Genomic DNA, 17,028 nt, shown 5'->3' with positions numbered 1-17,028 from the left:
GTCAGGTCTCCTTGGCGAGTTTGGGATCAAGTGCATCGCGCAGTCCGTCGCCGACGAGTTGCAGCGAAAGGACCGAGATTGAGATCGCGAAGCCCGGGATGAGAATGAGGAAGATCGCCTGGTCGATGTACTGCCGCCCCTCGTTGACCATCGTGCCCCATGTGGGCGTTTCCGGGTCAACGCCGACGCCCAGGAAGGACAGGCCGGCTTCCGCGAGCATTGCGTACGCGAAGATGAATGTCGCCTGCACGAGGATCGGAGAAACGATGTTGCGCAGGACATGGGTCAGCATGATGGTCGGCGTCCGTGTTCCCAAGGCGCGGGCGGCTTCGACGTAGGGCAGCTCGCGGATGACGAGGGTGGAGGCGCGTACGATCCGCGCGATGCGCGGTGCGTAGACGATCGACAGCGCGAGGATGACGTTGATCATCGTGCCGCCGAATATCGCGACGAGCGACAGTGCCAGCAGAATGTCGGGAAACGCCATCATTGCGTCGACCAGCCGTGAGAGAGGCGCGTCCAGTCGGCGGAAGAAGCCGGCGAGCAGACCAATCGCGATGCCGAAGACCGACGACAGGATCGCCACGCCGAGACCGATCGTCAGGGAGACCCGACCGGCAAAGAGAAGCCGAGAGAAAACGTCGCGTCCAAACGCGTCAGCGCCCAGCAGGTAGTCGGCGCCCGGTGGCGTCAGGCGCGCCCGCACCGACATGGCGTCCGGATCCAGCGGCGCCACGAGCGGCGCGAGGAAGCTCAGGCCAGCGATGCCGACGAAGACGACCAAGGCAATCAGCACGGAGCGCCGGGCGAACAGCGACTCCAGGAACCGCGGTTCGGGAGCGGTGGAAGAGAGTGCCATGGTCAGACTTTCACGCGCTTGTCGACGGCGAGGTAAAGCAGGTCTGTCGCGAGGTTCACCAGAACGTAGAGCGCGGCCACGACGATCAGCGTCCCCTGGATCACCGGATAGTCTCGCCGCAGCACCGCGTTGACCACGAGGTTTCCGAGGCCGGGCAGGTTGAAGACACGTTCGGTGACGACCGCACCCGAGACAAGGAGTGCAAAGGTCAGCCCGACGACGGTGATGATCGGGATGCCCGCGTTCTTCAAGGCGTGGCGCAGCACCACACGCCGCTCGGTCATCCCCTTTGCTCGGGCGGTTCGGACGTAGTCCTCCCCGAGAATGTCGAGCATGGAGGCCCTGGTGAATCTCAGGATCAATGCGGAGTTCACGATGCCGAGGACAATCGACGGAAGAACCAGGTGGCGCATCCGCTCGAAGAATCCGGCATCGGGACCGCCGTAGCCGGAAACGGGGAACCAACCCAGCTCGGTCGCGAGATACCGCTGGAATATCAGGCCGGTCAGGAAGCTCGGGACGGATGCCGCAAGCATGGCCGACGTGATCGAGGTCTGGTCGAGCGTCGATCCTCGGCGATAAGCGGCGTAGATCCCGATCGGTGTCGCAATCACCAGCGCGAAGAGCAGAGAAAACAAGGCGAGGAAGATCGTTGGTTCCGCCCGTGCGGCCAATACCGCTGTGACGGGCGCATTGAAGAAGAGCGACTCTCCGAGGTTCCCCTGCACCGCTCCGGCAACGAAGGCGACGTACTGCACGAATATCGGCCGATCGAGTCCGAGACGCTCGCGCAACTCCGTCACATCTTGCGGCGTCGCGTCGGGCCCCAGCATGAGAGCGGCAGGATCACCAGGCGCCAAGCGCACGATCACGAAGGCAATCGTCAGGACCAGAAAGATCACAACGATCATGCCGACAAAGCGGCGCAGCAGGTAACGCGGCATGGAATAGCTCCGGAGCGGCCGGCGTGCGACGGCTTTCGCCGCACGCCGAGCTTATTACTGCTGGATCTCGGCATTCCAGAACGACGGCCAAGCTGACGCGGTGACGCCCTCGAGGTCCGAAGCCTTGCCTTGCAGGGCGTTGAACCCGCCGATCTTGATGAAGCCAACGTCGTCGAAGAGCACGCGCTGGATTTCCGAGAAAAGTTCCTGGCGCTTCGCCGGGTCGGTTTCGGTGGTGAACTCCTTCATCAGGGCGTCCTTCTCTTCATTCGACCATCCGAGGCGCGAGTCGGCGAAATAGAGGCTGGTAAGCGCGGGCTCAGGCAGGAACGGCGAGTGCGTGATGTAGATATCCCACGCTGCCGGATCGTCCCGCTGCTGGCCGAGAGTGGCCCAATCGACGACCATCATATCGACGTTGAAGCCCGCTGCCTCGAGCGCCATTTTGGCGACCTCCGCCATCTTGAAGTGGAACTCGTACTGCCGGGACGTCAGGATACGAAGCGGCGTCCCATCGTAGCCCGCCTCCTGAAGAAGGCTGGCGGCCTTCTCGGTGTCGTTCTGGTTGTAGTTCTCGGTCCCCGCCTCCGAGCGCCAGGCCCAGCCCTCCGGATACATCGGCCCGTCGACAAGGAAGAACTTGTCGTCGCCGAAGGCCGCGAAGAGCATGTCGTCGATCGGCAGCGCCGCCTGGACTGCCTGGCGGATCGTCTTGTCGGTCAGCAGGCCGTCCTTGTGGTTGATCGCGAAAACGGGCCAGCCGAACGGCTCGAGAAGGAGCGGCTCCGCGGTGCTGCTTTCGGCTATGCGGTCGTAGGATTCGGCTGGCAGACCGTCGGCGAAATCGAACTGGCCCGACAGCAAACCTTCGACGCGCGTGTTGGGATCGGGCACCGGCACGAAGCGGATCTCGTCGGGCGATTGCTCCCGCACTTCGGCTCCGCCGACCGGCTGGGAATAGTCGTCGAAACGAACAAGTTGAAGATACTGGTCTGGAGCGTGCTCCTCGATCTTGTACGGTCCCGTCCCCACGACTTGTTCGATCTCGTCACCGAGTATCTCTTCAGGGTAGATGGCCGCCGCAGAGTTCGAGAAGGCGAGCAGGGACATCAGCGGCGAGTAGGCTTCGCTGAGAGTGATGGTCACCTCGTGGGGGCCGGTGGCTTCCACGGACTGGACCTTATCGGCCACGGAACGCCCCCGCGTAGCGACGTCCAGCCAGCGCTTGACCGAAGCAACCACGTCGGCGCTGTCCATCGACGAGCCATCGTGGAAGGTGACGCCCTCGCGCAGCGGGATCGTGTAGACGGTCCCGTCCTCGCTGATCTGGGGCATGTCTGCCGCGAGCAACGGAACGACCGACCAGGAGTCGTCGAAGGTGTACAGCGTCTCGACGAAGTGCTGCGTCACGATGCTTACGACATCCTTCGTCGACATCATCGGATCGAACGTGTCCGGCTCGCCGACAATTGCGACGTCGACAGTGGTCTGAGCCGCCAGCGGCGACGCCAGAGCCGAGGCAATCGCGAGAGCGGAGAGACCCAGAGCTCGGGAACTGGAGAAGCGGGGCATGGAACCTCCCTTATAATGTCATATGTTCCGCAATAGGAAGCGTAGGCGGTCGGGCTGCTTCAAGTCAATGGTGCCGTCGATTCACCCCGAAAGGGCGGTCGCCAAGGGGCGGGGAACAACAGCGGGAAGGGCAGGGCCTCGCGAGCGCGGCGATCAAGTCGGCGCCGTCAAGAAAGACTCTTGCGCCCTGGGCAGAAATAGGTTCGCCGTTACCGAGGCGGACCAGCGTCCGAACTCTTGCGAGCGTAGGTCCGGTTCGTCCGCACTGCCGACTTGGGAGCGTTCAAAATGCTGCGGCCTGCATGAAAGACCGGTACGGTGAAGCCGCGCTGCGGCGCTGCCGGCCGCCATGGACGACAGCAAAGGGCCGTTAGGAGATCAACGGCACGGATTGGAATGTCCGAGCTCAGGGATGTCCTTCGGCCGAGACGATCAAGCAGCCAATTGAAGCCACCCGAATGTCAGGAGGCCACCGAGGGCGGTATATATCAGGCATGGCTTGGCAGTGCGCGCCATGACCTCGCCCTCGCGTCCTGTCAGCCCGACCGTCGCGCTTCCCGCTATGATATTGTGCGGCGCGACGATGTTCCCGATGGCGGATCCGAAGCCTTGCGCCGCCATCAGATCGGTTGCCGGCAGGCCCAGGCGGTTCGCGGTCGAAATCTGAAACTCAGTGAACAGGATATTCGAGGACGTCGCCGAACCGGTGATGAAGGTTCCCAGCACCCCTACGAACGGCGACAGAAGCGGCCAAGCCGGCCCAACACTGGCCGCCGCCGCAGCGAGAGTGCCGATCATGCCTGCATGGACCATAAGCCGCGAAAGCATCAGCATGACCAGCAACGTGAAGGCGACACGAACAAGGCGCCGTATCGAGGCGGACAGGGCTCCGGGCAGGAGCCGCAACCGCCCGGTGCCAAGGGCGCCAAGGAACAGACCCAAGAACAACAGCGTCCCGGGATGATAGAGCGGCTGGAACGCGCCCGAGTAATCGCCGCCTATACTCCATGACAGAGACAAGTCAGCCAAAGTCCGCTGCACCGGCGCGATCAATCGCGTCACCAGCACCAGTAGCAGGATAATGACATACGGCGCGAGGTCCGCGAGAAGCCCGCGCGGCCTCACCGCTTTGCCGGATGACCTGCGGCGCAACACGGCGATGAAAACTGCAGCACCAATCAGCGCGCCGCCGAGGGTGGGCAGTTCCGGGCCGATCAGGGCCGCCAACAGCAGTGAGGGCGCAAGGAAACTCGCCGCGGCGAACGCGGTCCAGGCCAGTATCCGCCCTGACAGGGGCGCGTCGTCCGCCAGCCGGACCATGACCAGCAGAAGGACCGGCGCGCAGACCGCATGCATCGCCGCGGTCCTCGTCGCGATATCCTGCGCCGGCAGGCCGGAAATGGTCACCTGCGCCAGGACCGGCGTGCCGACCGCACCGAAGGAGACGCCGGCCGCGTGGCCCAGCAGGGCCAAGACGACTGCCCGGACCGGCGGATAGCCCAACCCGACCAGCAGCGGCGCGGCCAGCGCGACTGGAGTCCCGAAGCCGGCGGCGCCCTCCATGAAGAGCCCGAAAAACCACGCGATCAAGATCGCCTGAAGTCTGCGATCTCCAGTCACCGAGGCCAGCATGTCGCGGATGCGGATGATCGCGCCGCACGCCTTCTGGAACTCGAACAGCGCCAGCGCAGGGAAAATGATCCACACAATGGTCGCGGTTGAATGGGCCGCCTCGGCAGCGACCCCGATGAGAAGAGGGGCAACGCCCTCCGCCGGTTCGACGGCCGTCAACGCCAGAACGATCGCCAGCGCAAGACCCGCCGCGCCCGAAAGAATGGCAGAGCGCCGCAGGATCACCATGCCGATCAGGATGAGCCAGAGAGGCGCGGACGCCAGTAGCGCGCTCATGGATCAAACGCTCGATGGCATAGGCACCGGGTGGATGGGCCCACCGTTGCGCTCGAAGGCGGAGATGTTATCGAGCGTCGTGCGCGCGATGGCGGTGAGGGCCTCGTGCGTGAAAAAACCTTGGTGGCCGGTGATCAGCACGTTCGGGAAGGTCAGAAGCCGCGCGAAGACGTCGTCGCGGATGAAGGTTCGCGACAGGTCTTCGAAGAACAGGTCAGCTTCTTCCTCGTAGACGTCGAGACCAACGCTACCGATGGTCCCATCCTTCAGGCCGGCGATCAACGCCGACGTGTCCACGACGGCGCCGCGGCTCGTGTTGACCAGCATGACGCCGGGCTTCATGCGTGAAATTGCGTCGGCATCAATCATGTGCCGGGTCTGCGGGGTGAGAGGGCATTGCAGAGTAATGATGTCGCTTTGACGCAGCAGGTCGTCCAGGTCGACGTAAAGAACGCCCATTTCGGTGCAAGCGATGTTCTCGTTCGGATCGAATGCCAGCACTTCGCAGCCGAAGCCGCAGAGGATGCGCGCCACGATCTCGCCGATCTGCCCGGTCCCGACGATCCCCACGCTCTTGCCGTAGAGATCGAAGCTCAGCAGCCCGTCGAGCGCGTAAATGCCCCACGCCGCAAAGAGGCGAAGCGTTTGCGAAGATCAGCCGCAACCTCGCCGAGACCTTGGGCAGCACTGAGCTCCATCCGCGCGCGGCGCTGAAGGTCGGCGCTCTCCTGAACCAGGTCCATGACCAGTGCCGCGAGCTTCTCCGCTCCCAAGATTTTTAGGTTGGCTTGGTTCAGGGTCTTCTTGGGCATGGCTTTGTTCCGATGCGTTCCGCGGACAATGTCGCACACGTCTTGCTGCGACAAGCAGCAATGGCCGCTTTGAAAAAGCGGAACGAGCTGGCCCAATGACGGCTGAGGGTCGGTCGCACCTGGTGGACAGAGCGACGAGCGGCGACCATACAAACTTCGCTGTCTGCGCTTCGCAGTGATCGGTGGTTATCGCAGCATGCCGAACGACGGGGGGAAACGCCCATCGGAGCGAGACCGCGCTCGAGACGCGTTTGGACTGGTTGACGGGCGCCAGCATACACACGGCATTGGCCCGATGGGCGAGGGCGGAACATCCTCCGCAGGACGCGATTTCGCGACACGAGAGGCCTCAAGCGAGTTTTCCTCCGGCCGTATCCGCCCCCGCCGCGGCGCCACGCTTGGGTCCGCCCGGTGCGCTGAACAGCGCCACCCTTCATTCCGGAATGAACCGGCGCAGCATTCGGGCCTCCTGGTGCCGCATAAGGGTTCGGGCGGCCTGCATGTGGTCGGCCATCGTGGCGCGGGCGGCATCGGCGTTGCCCGCGCGGAGGGCCGCGATGAGCCGTTTCTGGTGCGCCCGACCCTCCGCCCATAGTTCCGCGTTCGGCGGAGAATAGAGCCGGCGGTAGACGGTCAGGTCCGACAGCAGGTTTACCATGAAGTCGATAAGGAAGCCGAGGAGCGGGTTGTCCGATTGTTCGGCCAGCAGCGCGTGGAAGCGGAGCGAGGCCACGTGCTGGGCACGCTCTTCCTCGACCGACTCCGCCGGGTTGTCGTACTCGGCGATATTGGCCTCGAGCATTTGGAGCGTCTCTTCGCTCAGCCGTCCGGCGAGCGAGGCGGCGAGTTCGGGCTCGAGTGCGATGCGAAGCTGATAGATGTCGTCGATCGTCAGGTGCTTGAAGTAGAAGTAGTTGCCGAGCAGCGCCTTCGCGCGGTTGCGGCTGACCTCATGCACGAAGCTGCCGCCGCCCGGCCCAGTGCGTGTCTTGACCAGCCCTTGGGCCTCGAGGATGCGCATCGCCTCGCGGATCGTGCCCTTCGACATGCTGAACTGCTCGATGAGCTCGGCTTCGCCCGGAAGGCGGTCGCCGGCGCGCAGGCCTTCCTCGACGACCCAGCCCTTGATGGCCTCGGCGACCCGGACCGGGCGGCTGACCTTGGATTCAGCTTTCGAGCGGGTGGTGGCAGGCGGCAAGCTGGTCCTCTTCCATCCTGGTCAGCGCCGGAGATGTTGTCCGGCAGAGTTCGGTGGCGCGGGGGCAGCGTCCGGCGAAGGCGCAGCCCGGGGGCGGGTTCAGCGGGTCGGGCAGTTCCGTGCCCTTCTGCTCGGGCGCGGCGAGCGGACGACCGACGACCGGCGCGCTGTCGGCGAGCAGCTTGGTATAGGGGTGACGCGGGCCGGTGAAAAGTCGCTCGGCGCGCCCGATCTCGACGATTGCGCCGAAATAGAGCACGGCGATGCGGTCGCTCACTGCCTCGACCACGGCGAGGTCGTGGGTGATGAAGAGATAGGTCAGCCCCAACCGCGCCTTGAGATCGGCCAGCAGGTTCAGAACCTGCGCCTGCACCGAGACGTCGAGCGCCGAGACGGGCTCGTCGAGGACCATGATCCGCGGGTCGGCGGCCAGTGCGCGGGCGATGCCGATCCGCTGCGCCTGCCCGCCCGAGAATTCGTGCGGATAGCGGTCCAGAAATTCCTCGCGCAGGTTGACCGAAGCGAAGATCTCACGCAGGCGCGGCTCGCGCTCGGCGCGGGGCATGGCATAGAGGCGCTTTAGCGGTGTCTCGACGATCTGGCGGATCGTCTTGCGCGGATTGAGACTGCTGAGCGGATCCTGGAAGACGTACTGGATCAACCGTCCGAAGCGTGCGGGATCGGCATTGTCCAGCGCCTTCCCCTCGATCTGGATGTGGCCCTCGCTCGGCTCCAGCAGACCGACGAGCATCCGGGCCAGCGTGGACTTGCCGCAGCCCGACTCGCCGACAATGCCCAGCGTCTCGCCGGGCTCCACCGAGAAGCTGATGGGACGAACGGCATGAACGCCGGGCGGGGCCTTGCCGAAGAGTGAACGCTTGACGGGAAAGGTCTTGGCGAGGCCGTCGACGGAGAGGGCGGTCATCAGGCGGCCTCCTCGGGCCGGGTTTCGGGATAGAGGCATCGGACGGCACGGCGGCCCGAGCCCTCGAGCGGGATGGGTGCGGCGCTGCAGGCGGGCCGCGCCTTTTCGCAGCGCGGTGCGAAGGCGCAGCCTGCGGGCAGGTCATCCAGCGTCGGCGGCAGGCCGGGAATGGCCGCAAGTTCCCGCCGGCCTTGGCCGAGTTCCGGCACGCAGGCGATCAAACGGCGGGTATAGGGGTGCGCCGGGGCGTTGAGGACGGCGCCGGTTGGCCCCTCCTCGACGATGCGGCCGGCGTACATGACGGCGACCCGGTCGCAGAGCTGTGCCACCACCCCGAAGTCGTGGGTGATGAAGACGATGGCGAGGCCGCGGTCGCGCCGCAGGTCGTCGAGCAGTGACAGGATCTGGGCTTGCACGGTCACGTCGAGCGCGGTCGTCGGCTCGTCCGCAATAATCACATCGGGTTCATTGGCGAGCGCCATGGCGATGCCCACCCGCTGACGCATGCCGCCAGACATCTCGTGCGGGTAGTCGTCGAGGCGGCTCTCGGCGTTCGGGATGCGCACGTCGCGCAGAAGCGCGACGGCGCGCGCGCGTGCTTCCTTCGCGGCCACCTTGTGGTGCGCTCGGATCGCCTCGGCTAACTGGTCGCCGACGCGGTACAGGGGGTGCAGCGTGGAAAGCGGGTCTTGGAAGATATAGGCGACGCGATCGCCCCGGGCCTGCCGCAGCCGCTCATATGGTGCGCCGACCAGGTCCTCGCCCCGAAATCGCACTGCACCGCCGGTAATGAGGCCTGGAGGCGAGGCGACGAGGCCCATGACCGAAAGCGCCGTGACCGACTTGCCCGACCCGCTTTCGCCGATGATGCCCAGGCATTCTCCGGGCGCGACCGTCAGGCTCACTCCGTCGACGGCGCGCAGCACGCGGTCGCCGACATGGAACTGGGTGTGCAGGTCCTGCAGCGCCAGAAGGTCGTCGGTGGGCGCGGGCACAGGATCCTCGCGCTTCACCTCGGTCATCGCGCGCGGCCGGCTGAGCGCGCCGGAGCGCAGGCGGGGATCGAGCGCGTCGCGCACCCCGTCGCCCAGCAGGTTGATCGACATGACGATGAAGAAGATCATCAGCCCCGGCACGACCGAGGTATGCGGGTGGGTGATCAATGCGGACCGCGCCTCGCCCAGCATTGAGCCGAGGTCGGCCTGCGGTGGCTGGCTCCCGAGGCCGAGGAAGCTCAGCCCCGCCGTCTCGAGGATCATCCAGCCCACGGTCGTGGACATTGCGATGACGATGACCGGCAGGACGTTCGGCAGAAGCTCCGACAGAATGATGCGGGTGTGGCCCATGCCCGACAGCCGCGCGGCATCCACGAACTCACGCCCTGCGAGACCCACGGTGATGCCGCGAATATTTCGAGCGAAGAAGGGAACGTTGACCGCCGCCACCGCGATCAGCGCGTTCATCAGGCCGGGGCCAAGCGCCGCGACGATGGCGAGTGCGAGCAGGATGTAGGGAAACGCCATGAGCATATCGACGCCGCGCATGATGACGTTGTCGATGCGCCCGCCGAAGTAGCCTGCCACGATGCCGATAGCCGAGCCGATGGTCGCCGCGATTAGGGCGGCGGCGACACCGACCGCGAGCGACAGCCGCGTTCCCGCCGCGAGCCGGGCAAGTAGGTCGCGTCCCAGGTGATCGGTGCCCAGAGGGTGGCCCTCGGAAAACGGCCGCATGAAGCGGTCGGCCGTCGCGGTCGCGTTCGGGTCTGGCAGCGGCAGGAGCGGCGTGACGACAACGAAAAGCACGATCGCGGCGAAGGTCACCGCACCCAGTCCTGCGAGGCGGTTGCGGAAAAGGCGGCGGAGAAAGGCGATCATGTCTTGATCCTCGGGTCGAGCAGGCTCTGCGCTACGTCCACGGCGATGTTGAATAGGACGTAGCAGGCGGCGACGAAGACCACGCCGCCCTGCACCAGCAACAGGTCGCGCGTAAGGATTGCATCGACCAGCATCCGGCCCACGCCGGGCCACTGGAACACGATCTCGATATAGACGGCGCCCGACAGAACGAATCCTGCCTGGATGCCGAGCACGGGGATGATCGCCACCATCGCGGCGCGCAGGGCGTGGCGCGTGATGACGCGCCGCTCATGCACGCCTTTTGCGCGTGCGGTGCGAACGAAGTCCTGGCGCAGCACCTCGAGCATCGCCGACCGGGCCATCCGCGCGATGACGCCCGTCGCCACCGCCGAAAGCGCGAGCGCCGGCATGGTCAGGTGGCGGATCAGGTCGGGCAGGTCGCCGCCGCCATAGATGGCGTACATGCCCGAGACCGGAAGCCAGCGCAGGTTCACCGCGAACAGAAGGATCATCATCATGCCCAGGAAGAAGGACGGTACGGAGATGCCGATCAGCACGACAAAAGTGATCAGCTTGTCGGCCATGCCGTACTGGCGGGCGGCAGACACCACACCGGCCAGAATGCCGAGGATCGAGCAGAGGATGAAGCTGGTCCCCGCGAGGATTAGCGTAGCGCTGAAGCGCTCGAGTATCTCGTCGAGCACGGGGCGGTTGAGCGAGTAGGAGCGGCCGAAATCGCCCTGGAGCATGTTGTAGAGCCAGATAAAGTACCGCTCGATCATCGGCTCGTCGAGCCCGAGGTCGCGGTTCAGCTTCTCGACGTTCTCGGGCGTCGCGTAGGCCCCCAGGATCGCCGTCGCCGGATCACCGGGGATGAGCGACATGATCAGGAACACGATCACCGTGATCCCCAGCAGGACCGGGACGGCGGAGAGGAGGCGCTTGAGGATGTAGCCGCCCATGGGCTGCTCCTTTTCAATCCGCGACGGCGGACCTCGTCGTGAGGGTGGACCCCGGCCCGCCGAGGGCCGGGAACCGCCGGATCAGTCCTTGGTGACGTCCTGCAGTTGCAGCAGGAACGACGGCTCGAGTTCGAAACCCTCGACGCGGTCGTTGGTCACCGCGTTCTGCTTCCAGTTCGCGACGAAGACCCATGGGGCGTCTTCCTTCACGATCGCCTGCACCTCCTTGTAGAGGCGGGCGCGCTCGTCCTGATCGGTGGCGGTGCGGGCCTGCTCCAGCAGGTCGTCGACCTCCGGGTTGGAGTAGTAGCCCGAGTTGAAGCCACCATCCTCCGGGAAGGCCGCCGTGCGCAGGGTGAGGTAGGGCAGGGTGTCGGGATCGTTGGTCATCCAGGCCATCTCGGCCATGTCCGCCTTGCCCTCCAGCCCGGGGTTCACCTCTCCGAGGAAGGTGTTCCACTCGTAGGTCTCGATGTTCACATCGAAGCCCACCTCGGCCAGATCGGCCTGGATCGCCGTGGCCATCGGCACGGGGTCCAGCATGCCGGAGCCGCCCTCGGTGACATAGAACGTGACCTCCGGGTTCTCTACGCCGGCTTCGGCGAGCAGGTCGCGCGCGCGCTCGGGGTCGTGCGGGTAGGGATCGAGCTCTTCGTTATAGGCCCAGGCGAAGGCCGGCGGGATCGGCCCTGCGGCAACCTCGGCCGTGCCTTCGAGCACGTCATTGACGATTGCCTCCTTGTCGACGGCGTAGTTCGCGGCCTGGCGCACCAGCTTGTCGGCGAAAGGACCTTCCTTCGCGTTGAGAATCAGGAACCAGACATGCGGGCCGGCCTGTTCATGGATCTCGAATTGTTCGCCCTCGAACTGCGACAGCGAGGTTGGGGGCACCTCCACCATCACGTCGATACCGCCGGCGAGAAGTTCGGCCACGCGGGTGTTGGCGTCGGTGATCGGGCGGAAGACGACTGCCTCGGTGCCGGCGGGCTCGCCCCAGTAGTCGACATTGCGCTCGAGCACGACGCGCTCGTTTGACGCCCATTCGGCGAAGCGGAAGGGGCCGGTGCCGACCGGGTTGCGGCCGAAGTCCTGCCCCTGCGCGCGCACGGCGTCGGGCGAAACGAGCAGACCGGTGGGATAGGCGAGGTTCGACAGGAACGGCGCGAACGGCTCGTTCAGGGTGAACTTCACCGTCAGGTCGTCGATGACCTCGACGTTCTCCACCGCGCTGAAGAAGAAGGCCAGCGGGAACGGACCGGTTTCGTGGTAGGGATGATCCTCGTCCAGCATCCGGTCGAAGTTGAACTTCACCGCCTCGGCGTTGAAAGGAGTGCCGTCGTGGAAGGTCACGCCTTCGCGCAGGTTGAACGTGTACTCGGTGCCGTCCTCGCTGATCTCCCAGTCGGTCGCAAGCAGCGGCTCGGGCTCGAGCGTGCCGGGCGCGTAGCGGACGAGCCCCTCGTATAGATTAACAAGAATGCGGAAGTCGTTCTGCGCGGTGACGGCGGCCGGATCCAGAGACTTCGGCTCGGCGATCTGGCCGACGATCAGGACGCCCGGCGGCGTCTGCGCGGCCGCGGGGGACATCGCTGCCCCGACCGCCAGAGCCGCGCCCGCGGCGCCGGCCATGAGGCCGCGACGGGTCCACTTCAGAATTTGCATCGGTGTTCTCCCTGTTGGCGTCGTGCGTCCCCGAATTTGTCATGATAATTTGTCTTCGTCAAATTTTCATGATAAATTCGTCTGGAAAGTGAGCCGGGGGCGGAATGACGTTTTCAATTCTTGTGCGTGATGCTGAAACGGGCGCCATTGGCGGTGCGGCGGCGACAGGAAGCCTCTGCGTCGGCGGATGGGTCTTGCGCGGCGTGCTCGACTCGGGGATGTCCGCGAGCCAGGGTGCCGCGCCATCGACCTTCTGGGGTGAGGACGTTCTTGCCGAAATGCGGGCCGGTCGCGACGCAGCGGCGGCGGTCGAGGTCGTCACGCGTGCCGACGGGGGGAGCGCGTGGCGCCAGTTGTCGGCGCTCGACCTGACTGGAAACGGTGCCGCTTTCACCGGGGACCAGAACACCGCCGAGATGGGCAGCCGGACCTTTGACGGCGGCGTCGTGGCCGGCAACATGCTGACGCGGGAGGATGTGCTCGATGCCATCCGCGATGGTTACCAGGCAGGCACAGGCGATTTTGCCACGCGCCTGATCGGCGCTCTGCGTGCCGGCGAACAGGGGGGCAGCGATAGCCGCGGGCTTTTGTCGGCGGCGCTTCTGGTGCTGCACCCGGACCACGCGCCGCTGACCTTGCGTATCGACCATCATGCCGAAGATCCAATCGGCGCGCTCGAGGATCTGCACGTCCGAGCCACGAGCGGCGCGTACGCAGACTGGGTCCGGCAGGTGCCCACACAGAACGATCCGGAGAGAGTGCTTGACTGACTGGGGAAAGGAGGCCGCCGCTCGGCTGGAGGCGATCGCCGCCATTTCGGAGCCGGGCCCGGGCGTAACGCGCCTGCCCTATACGCAAGAGCATCGGCGCGCATTGGAGTTGCTCGAGTCCTGGATGCTCGAGGCGGGCCTGTCAGTGACGCTGGACGCGGCGGGAACGCTTGTTGGGCGGCTGGACGGGCCGGAGGGGGCGGGCACATTCTATCTCGGCTCTCACCAGGACTCGGTGCATCATGGCGGCGCATTCGACGGGATCATGGGCGTCGTCCTGTCCATCCTTTCGCTGGAAAAGCTGCGTGCGGAGGGCGGTACGCTGCCGTTCTCTGTTGAGGTTCTCGCCTTCGCAGACGAAGAAGGCGTGCGTTTTCCGACGGCGCTCCTGGGGTCTCGCGCGCTTGCGGGGACGGCCGACACGGCTGTCCTGGACATGGCCGACGCGGAGGGCACGACGCTGCGCGACGCGCTGCGCGCGTTCGGGTGCGACCCCGACGAACTCGGCATGCTCGCCCGGCCGCGCGCGGGAGCCTTGGGGTTCCTCGAGACCCACATCGAACAGGGGCCGGTACTCGAGACGCAGGGGCAGGCCCTGGCAGCCGTTAGTACGATCTGCGGCATCGAGCGGCACGCCGTAACGCTGACTGGCGCGACCGGACACGCCGGTACGCTGCCGATGGAGGGGCGGCGCGACGCTCTGGTTGGGGCCGCAGCCTTGGTGACGGAAGTGAACCGGCTTGGGCGGGAGACATCGGACCTGCGGGCGACGGTGGGCGCGCTCGACGTCTCGCCGAACGTCGTGAACGCCGTGCCCGGCCATGTGCGGATGACCGCCGAGTTCCGGTCACCGCGCGACAAGGTGCGCGAGGCGGCAGGGCAGACGCTTCAGCGTTTCGCTGTGCAGAAGGCCGAGCGCATGGGCCTCGACGTCGCGGTCGAAAGGACCTATGCGCAGCCGGCGCAACCGTGTGACGCCGCCCTTACCGAGGTGCTGCTCGGGGCCATACAAGAGGGTGGCGGGGCCGGATGCCTCCTGCCCTCCGGCGCAACACACGACGCCTCAGCGATGGCTGATCTCTGCCCGGTTGTAATGCTTTTCGTGAGATGCCGGAACGGCGTTAGCCATGTCCCGGAAGAGCATGTCGATCCGGCCGATCTGGGACGGGCTGTGGAAACGCTGAGCGCGTTCCTGCGGCGCCTCCAACCTGCCGGTCCAAGCCGCCCCGCCTCGTCATGACTGCGCCAGAAGTCCGCACTTGAGACAGAAGGCCTGCGGCGGCACAGCCGTGCTTGCCTGGCGGGGAAGCGGTGGCAAGGGGTCCGCCTTGACAAGGTTTGCCATTCTTCTACCTTTGGCATCCTTCGTAGGTCTCATGAGGAGAGCAAGATGGCGACGATGAACGTATCTCTTCCGGACGAGATGCGGCGCTGGGTCGACGAGCGCTCGGGCACCGGGACGTATGCCAATGCCTCGGATTATGTCCGCGATCTCATCCGCAGAGACCAGAAGCGCGAGGCCGCACGTGCCGCGATCCAAAACGCGATTTCCGAAGGCCTCGAGAGTGGCGATCCGCGGCAACTGGATCGGGAGGCGCTGAAACGGGCGTTCCGGCGGCGGCGTGGCGCTTGAACAGGTGCGGCTTACGCCGCTTGCGGAAGACGATCTGGCAGAGATCTGGTCCTATTCTGCCGAGACTTGGTCGGATGAGCAGGCGGACGGCTACATCGACGGGCTGTTCGACACGATGACCCTTCTGGCTGGGAGGCCGCAGATGGCAAGAGAGCGCACGGAGTTCGACCCGCCGGTGCGGATCCACCCGTCGCGCCGCCACTTGATCGTGTATCTGGCCGAGAGGGACGGCATCCTCGTCGTACGCGTTCTCGGCGCGCGGCAGGATTGGGCGGCCATCCTGCAAGATCTCGACGCGTAATCCGCCAACTGCGACACAGCTAACTGTGGGTGAGGGAGCCTCTGTCTTCATGCAAGAGTGATTGCGCCGTTGTCGCGGGCCATATTGAAAATTAACGATAGCGAACCGGCATCTTCGCCGGGTTCGCGCGGCATGAGCGGTAGCTTTACACACTCTCGCGCCGCTGGGTGTTCCGCATTTTCGTGACCTCCGCAAATGGGTAGTTTCGACGATGTGCAGTTCGTTCGGCTGCCTATTGCCGTTCGTTCCCCCGATCAGGGTAGGACTTGATCTCTTCGGCTGGATCGCTTCCGTAGGCTCCTGTGGGTCGCGTCGAGCCCTGCCGCTACTTCGCAGGCCCCAAGTCGGCCCACTCGATCATTCGACCGAGATCTCGCACATAGGCGTCGACCGTACCTTGTTTCGCTCTTTCCGCTGCTTCCGCCGCCCATATAGAACTGAAACTATGGGAGACCATGCCGTGGGTCCACTGGACCTGGATGACAACCGTTCCCACGTCGTCGAAGTTGGGATTAAGCAAGTCTTCCTGAGGCTTGTCGAACATCCACAGGAACCGGTGTGGCGGCTCTGTTGTTGCCGACCAAGTGACCATTGTCGTCGAACCAGGGAAGACAAAGACGTCGTAATGATATGCGCCGATATCAGTTTCGCCAATTTTGTTATGCCCTACTGGAACATGCCTTCCCTTGCGGCCCCTGTGGTAGAGAAGTAGCGTCGACGACGTCTCCACTTCGAGGCCCGGGATCGCGGACGGCAGAGCGTCTATCATGAAGCTGGTGTGCGTCCCCTCGGACGAGGTCGGCCAGCAGGTGCGCATCATCCTCTCGCCGACCGCGATCACCCTCAGAACCCTGTCATCAGCGCAGGACTGCGCAAGAGCTGCTCCAGTCGATACGGTCAAAGCCACCGCGCATGCTGCAACAGTGGCCAAACGCTTTCCAGTGAAGGGGAGGCATCGTTGAACCCGGCGAAAGTACCGCTCGATGGCACAACTTCGAACACATTGAGACACTCGGACTGACATAGTGCAAGACAACGTACGAGTAACATATCTGTGTCAATGGGTTAGCGTCCAAAACCACCGCTTGTGGGCTCAAGGGCCGTTGCGACGCGTTCCGCTATCTCAGTTTCATCATTTCTTCTCGGAAGGCTTCGGCCGGCGTTCGCCAGCCGAGGCATTTCCTGGGGGTGCCATTCAGGCGGTCGCAAATCGCCTTCATGTAGCGATTTGAGAGCGCCGCCACCGGCGTGTCGCGCGGCAGGTAGCGGCGAGCGCGCTTGTTGAGATTTTCGACGGAGCCCTTTTGCCACGTAACCGCCCGGTTTGAACCACCTGCTTTGGGTCGCCTCTGTGAGCTACGAGACGTCCATAGTGACGTCATTAAGGACGTCTCTTGCTTTGGAGGCATTAGTGCGAGGCGAAATTCTTGGCGTTGAGCGGCGGCGTCGGTGGAGCGACGAGGAGAAGCTGGCGATTTTGCAGTCTGTCGGCATTGGCGGCGCGACGGTTAGCCAGGTTGCGCGGCTTCATGATCTGAAGCGGCAGCAGATCTATGCGTGGCGGTCCGAGCTGAAGCAAAAGGGGCTCCTGCCGCGGGATGCTGGGCCAGTGTTCTTGCCGGT

General features: G+C 64.9%; 18 protein-coding genes and 1 pseudogene. 6 read left to right on the top strand and 13 right to left on the bottom strand.

The window, feature by feature from the left end; translation table 11 throughout:
- Nucleotide 1: 1 nt before the first annotated feature.
- From BM162_RS17155 to BM162_RS17105, 11 genes are all read right to left on the bottom strand, one after another.
- Entirely contained in the window at nt 2-859 is an 858-nt protein-coding gene (locus BM162_RS17155) for an ABC transporter permease (RefSeq protein ID WP_093424583.1), read from the bottom strand.
- A 2-nt stretch (nt 860-861) separates the two neighbouring features.
- The gene (locus BM162_RS17150) at nt 862-1,803 is read right to left on the bottom strand and encodes an ABC transporter permease (protein ID WP_093424582.1); all 942 of its coding nucleotides are present in this window, start codon (nt 1,801-1,803) and stop codon (nt 862-864) included.
- Between the two features lie 54 nt (nt 1,804-1,857).
- Nucleotides 1,858-3,375: an ABC transporter substrate-binding protein gene (locus tag BM162_RS17145; protein WP_093424581.1), complete on the bottom strand. Its 1,518-nt coding sequence runs from the start codon at nt 3,373-3,375 to the stop codon at nt 1,858-1,860.
- A gap of 432 nt (nt 3,376-3,807) precedes the next feature.
- Nucleotides 3,808-5,283 carry an L-lactate permease gene (locus tag BM162_RS17140; protein WP_093424579.1) on the bottom strand — a complete coding sequence of 492 codons (1,476 nt, stop codon included), beginning with the start codon at nt 5,281-5,283 and terminating at the stop codon, nt 3,808-3,810.
- 3 nt (nt 5,284-5,286) lie between these two features.
- Nucleotides 5,287-5,853 carry an NAD(P)-dependent oxidoreductase gene (locus tag BM162_RS17135; RefSeq protein ID WP_245759318.1) on the bottom strand — a complete coding sequence of 189 codons (567 nt, stop codon included), beginning with the start codon at nt 5,851-5,853 and terminating at the stop codon, nt 5,287-5,289.
- 23 nt (nt 5,854-5,876) lie between these two features.
- Nucleotides 5,877-6,095, bottom strand: a complete 219-nt coding sequence (locus tag BM162_RS17130; protein ID WP_177215224.1) for a DUF6880 family protein — start codon at nt 6,093-6,095, stop codon at nt 5,877-5,879.
- Nucleotides 6,096-6,528: 433 nt separating this feature from the next.
- The gene (locus BM162_RS17125; RefSeq protein WP_093424576.1) at nt 6,529-7,293 is read right to left on the bottom strand and encodes a FadR/GntR family transcriptional regulator; all 765 of its coding nucleotides are present in this window, start codon (nt 7,291-7,293) and stop codon (nt 6,529-6,531) included.
- Nucleotides 7,262-8,221, bottom strand: a complete 960-nt coding sequence (locus tag BM162_RS17120; RefSeq protein WP_093424626.1) for an ABC transporter ATP-binding protein — start codon at nt 8,219-8,221, stop codon at nt 7,262-7,264. The genes BM162_RS17125 and BM162_RS17120 overlap by 32 nt, the downstream gene beginning before the upstream one ends.
- Nucleotides 8,218-10,095 carry a dipeptide/oligopeptide/nickel ABC transporter permease/ATP-binding protein gene (locus tag BM162_RS17115; RefSeq protein ID WP_177215223.1) on the bottom strand — a complete coding sequence of 626 codons (1,878 nt, stop codon included), beginning with the start codon at nt 10,093-10,095 and terminating at the stop codon, nt 8,218-8,220. Before BM162_RS17115 ends, BM162_RS17120 begins: the two co-directional genes overlap by 4 nt.
- On the bottom strand, nt 10,092-11,039 hold the full coding sequence (locus BM162_RS17110; protein ID WP_093424575.1) for an ABC transporter permease: 948 nt from the start codon (nt 11,037-11,039) through the stop codon (nt 10,092-10,094). Before BM162_RS17110 ends, BM162_RS17115 begins: the two co-directional genes overlap by 4 nt.
- Before the next feature lie 81 nt (nt 11,040-11,120).
- Nucleotides 11,121-12,701: an ABC transporter substrate-binding protein gene (locus tag BM162_RS17105; protein WP_093424573.1), complete on the bottom strand. Its 1,581-nt coding sequence runs from the start codon at nt 12,699-12,701 to the stop codon at nt 11,121-11,123.
- A gap of 104 nt (nt 12,702-12,805) precedes the next feature.
- Here BM162_RS17105 and BM162_RS17100 point away from each other — a divergent pair, with 104 nt between their 5' ends.
- The 4 genes from BM162_RS17100 to BM162_RS17085 all read left to right on the top strand — a co-directional run bounded on the left by BM162_RS17100 (nt 12,806) and on the right by BM162_RS17085 (nt 15,405).
- Complete coding sequence (locus BM162_RS17100) at nt 12,806-13,471, top strand: DUF1028 domain-containing protein (protein WP_093424572.1); 666 nt, start codon at nt 12,806-12,808, stop codon at nt 13,469-13,471.
- Nucleotides 13,464-14,711, top strand: coding sequence for a M20 family metallo-hydrolase (locus BM162_RS17095; protein ID WP_093424570.1), 1,248 nt, complete (start codon nt 13,464-13,466; stop codon nt 14,709-14,711). Before BM162_RS17100 ends, BM162_RS17095 begins: the two co-directional genes overlap by 8 nt.
- 150 nt (nt 14,712-14,861) lie before the next feature.
- Nucleotides 14,862-15,104 (top strand): type II toxin-antitoxin system ParD family antitoxin, encoded by a 243-nt coding sequence (locus BM162_RS17090; protein WP_093424569.1) that lies wholly within the window; start codon nt 14,862-14,864, stop codon nt 15,102-15,104.
- Nucleotides 15,094-15,405, top strand: a complete 312-nt coding sequence (locus BM162_RS17085) for a type II toxin-antitoxin system RelE/ParE family toxin (RefSeq protein WP_093424567.1) — start codon at nt 15,094-15,096, stop codon at nt 15,403-15,405. Before BM162_RS17090 ends, BM162_RS17085 begins: the two co-directional genes overlap by 11 nt.
- A 325-nt stretch (nt 15,406-15,730) precedes the next feature.
- Here BM162_RS17085 and BM162_RS17080 read toward each other — a convergent pair whose 3' ends face one another.
- A complete protein-coding gene (locus BM162_RS17080; RefSeq protein WP_218153116.1) occupies nt 15,731-16,174 on the bottom strand; it encodes a hypothetical protein in 444 nt (147 codons plus the stop codon).
- On the opposite strand from BM162_RS17080, the gene BM162_RS23140 reads away from it, so the two are divergent.
- A complete protein-coding gene (locus BM162_RS23140) occupies nt 16,173-16,367 on the top strand; it encodes a hypothetical protein (RefSeq protein WP_218153115.1) in 195 nt (64 codons plus the stop codon). The two genes, BM162_RS17080 and BM162_RS23140, sit on opposite strands and share 2 nt — an antisense overlap.
- A 156-nt stretch (nt 16,368-16,523) precedes the next feature.
- On the opposite strand, the pseudogene BM162_RS23325 reads toward BM162_RS23140, so the two are convergent.
- A pseudogene (locus BM162_RS23325) lies at nt 16,524-16,715 on the bottom strand (IS30 family transposase); the annotation flags it as partial.
- Between the two features lie 41 nt (nt 16,716-16,756).
- Here BM162_RS23325 and BM162_RS23565 point away from each other — a divergent pair.
- Nucleotides 16,757-17,028: transposase (locus tag BM162_RS23565; protein ID WP_369333198.1), on the top strand; the 272-nt coding region annotated here is incomplete at its 3' end.

The organism is Tranquillimonas alkanivorans (assembly GCF_900115595.1).
In the GTDB taxonomy this organism is placed as follows: domain Bacteria; phylum Pseudomonadota; class Alphaproteobacteria; order Rhodobacterales; family Rhodobacteraceae; genus Tranquillimonas; species Tranquillimonas alkanivorans.
This window is presented reverse-complemented; position numbering and strand designations above follow the sequence as displayed.

Excerpts from the sequence above, each read along its gene's own strand:
- BM162_RS17155 (WP_093424583.1), bottom strand. The coding sequence starts at position 859 with ATGGCACTCTCTTCCACCGCTCCCGAACCGCGGTTCCTGGAGTCGCTG.
- BM162_RS17150 (WP_093424582.1), bottom strand. The coding sequence starts at position 1,803 with ATGCCGCGTTACCTGCTGCGCCGCTTTGTCGGCATGATCGTTGTGATC.
- BM162_RS17145 (WP_093424581.1), bottom strand. The coding sequence starts at position 3,375 with ATGCCCCGCTTCTCCAGTTCCCGAGCTCTGGGTCTCTCCGCTCTCGCG.
- BM162_RS17140 (WP_093424579.1), bottom strand. The coding sequence starts at position 5,283 with ATGAGCGCGCTACTGGCGTCCGCGCCTCTCTGGCTCATCCTGATCGGC.
- BM162_RS17130 (WP_177215224.1), bottom strand. The coding sequence starts at position 6,095 with ATGCCCAAGAAGACCCTGAACCAAGCCAACCTAAAAATCTTGGGAGCG.
- BM162_RS17115 (WP_177215223.1), bottom strand. The coding sequence starts at position 10,095 with ATGATCGCCTTTCTCCGCCGCCTTTTCCGCAACCGCCTCGCAGGACTG.
- BM162_RS17110 (WP_093424575.1), bottom strand. The coding sequence starts at position 11,039 with ATGGGCGGCTACATCCTCAAGCGCCTCCTCTCCGCCGTCCCGGTCCTG.
- BM162_RS17105 (WP_093424573.1), bottom strand. The coding sequence starts at position 12,701 with ATGCAAATTCTGAAGTGGACCCGTCGCGGCCTCATGGCCGGCGCCGCG.
- BM162_RS17100 (WP_093424572.1), top strand. The coding sequence starts at position 12,806 with ATGACGTTTTCAATTCTTGTGCGTGATGCTGAAACGGGCGCCATTGGC.
- BM162_RS17090 (WP_093424569.1), top strand. The coding sequence starts at position 14,862 with ATGGCGACGATGAACGTATCTCTTCCGGACGAGATGCGGCGCTGGGTC.
- BM162_RS23140 (WP_218153115.1), top strand. The coding sequence starts at position 16,173 with ATGAAGCTGGTGTGCGTCCCCTCGGACGAGGTCGGCCAGCAGGTGCGC.
- BM162_RS17080 (WP_218153116.1), bottom strand. The coding sequence starts at position 16,174 with ATGATAGACGCTCTGCCGTCCGCGATCCCGGGCCTCGAAGTGGAGACG.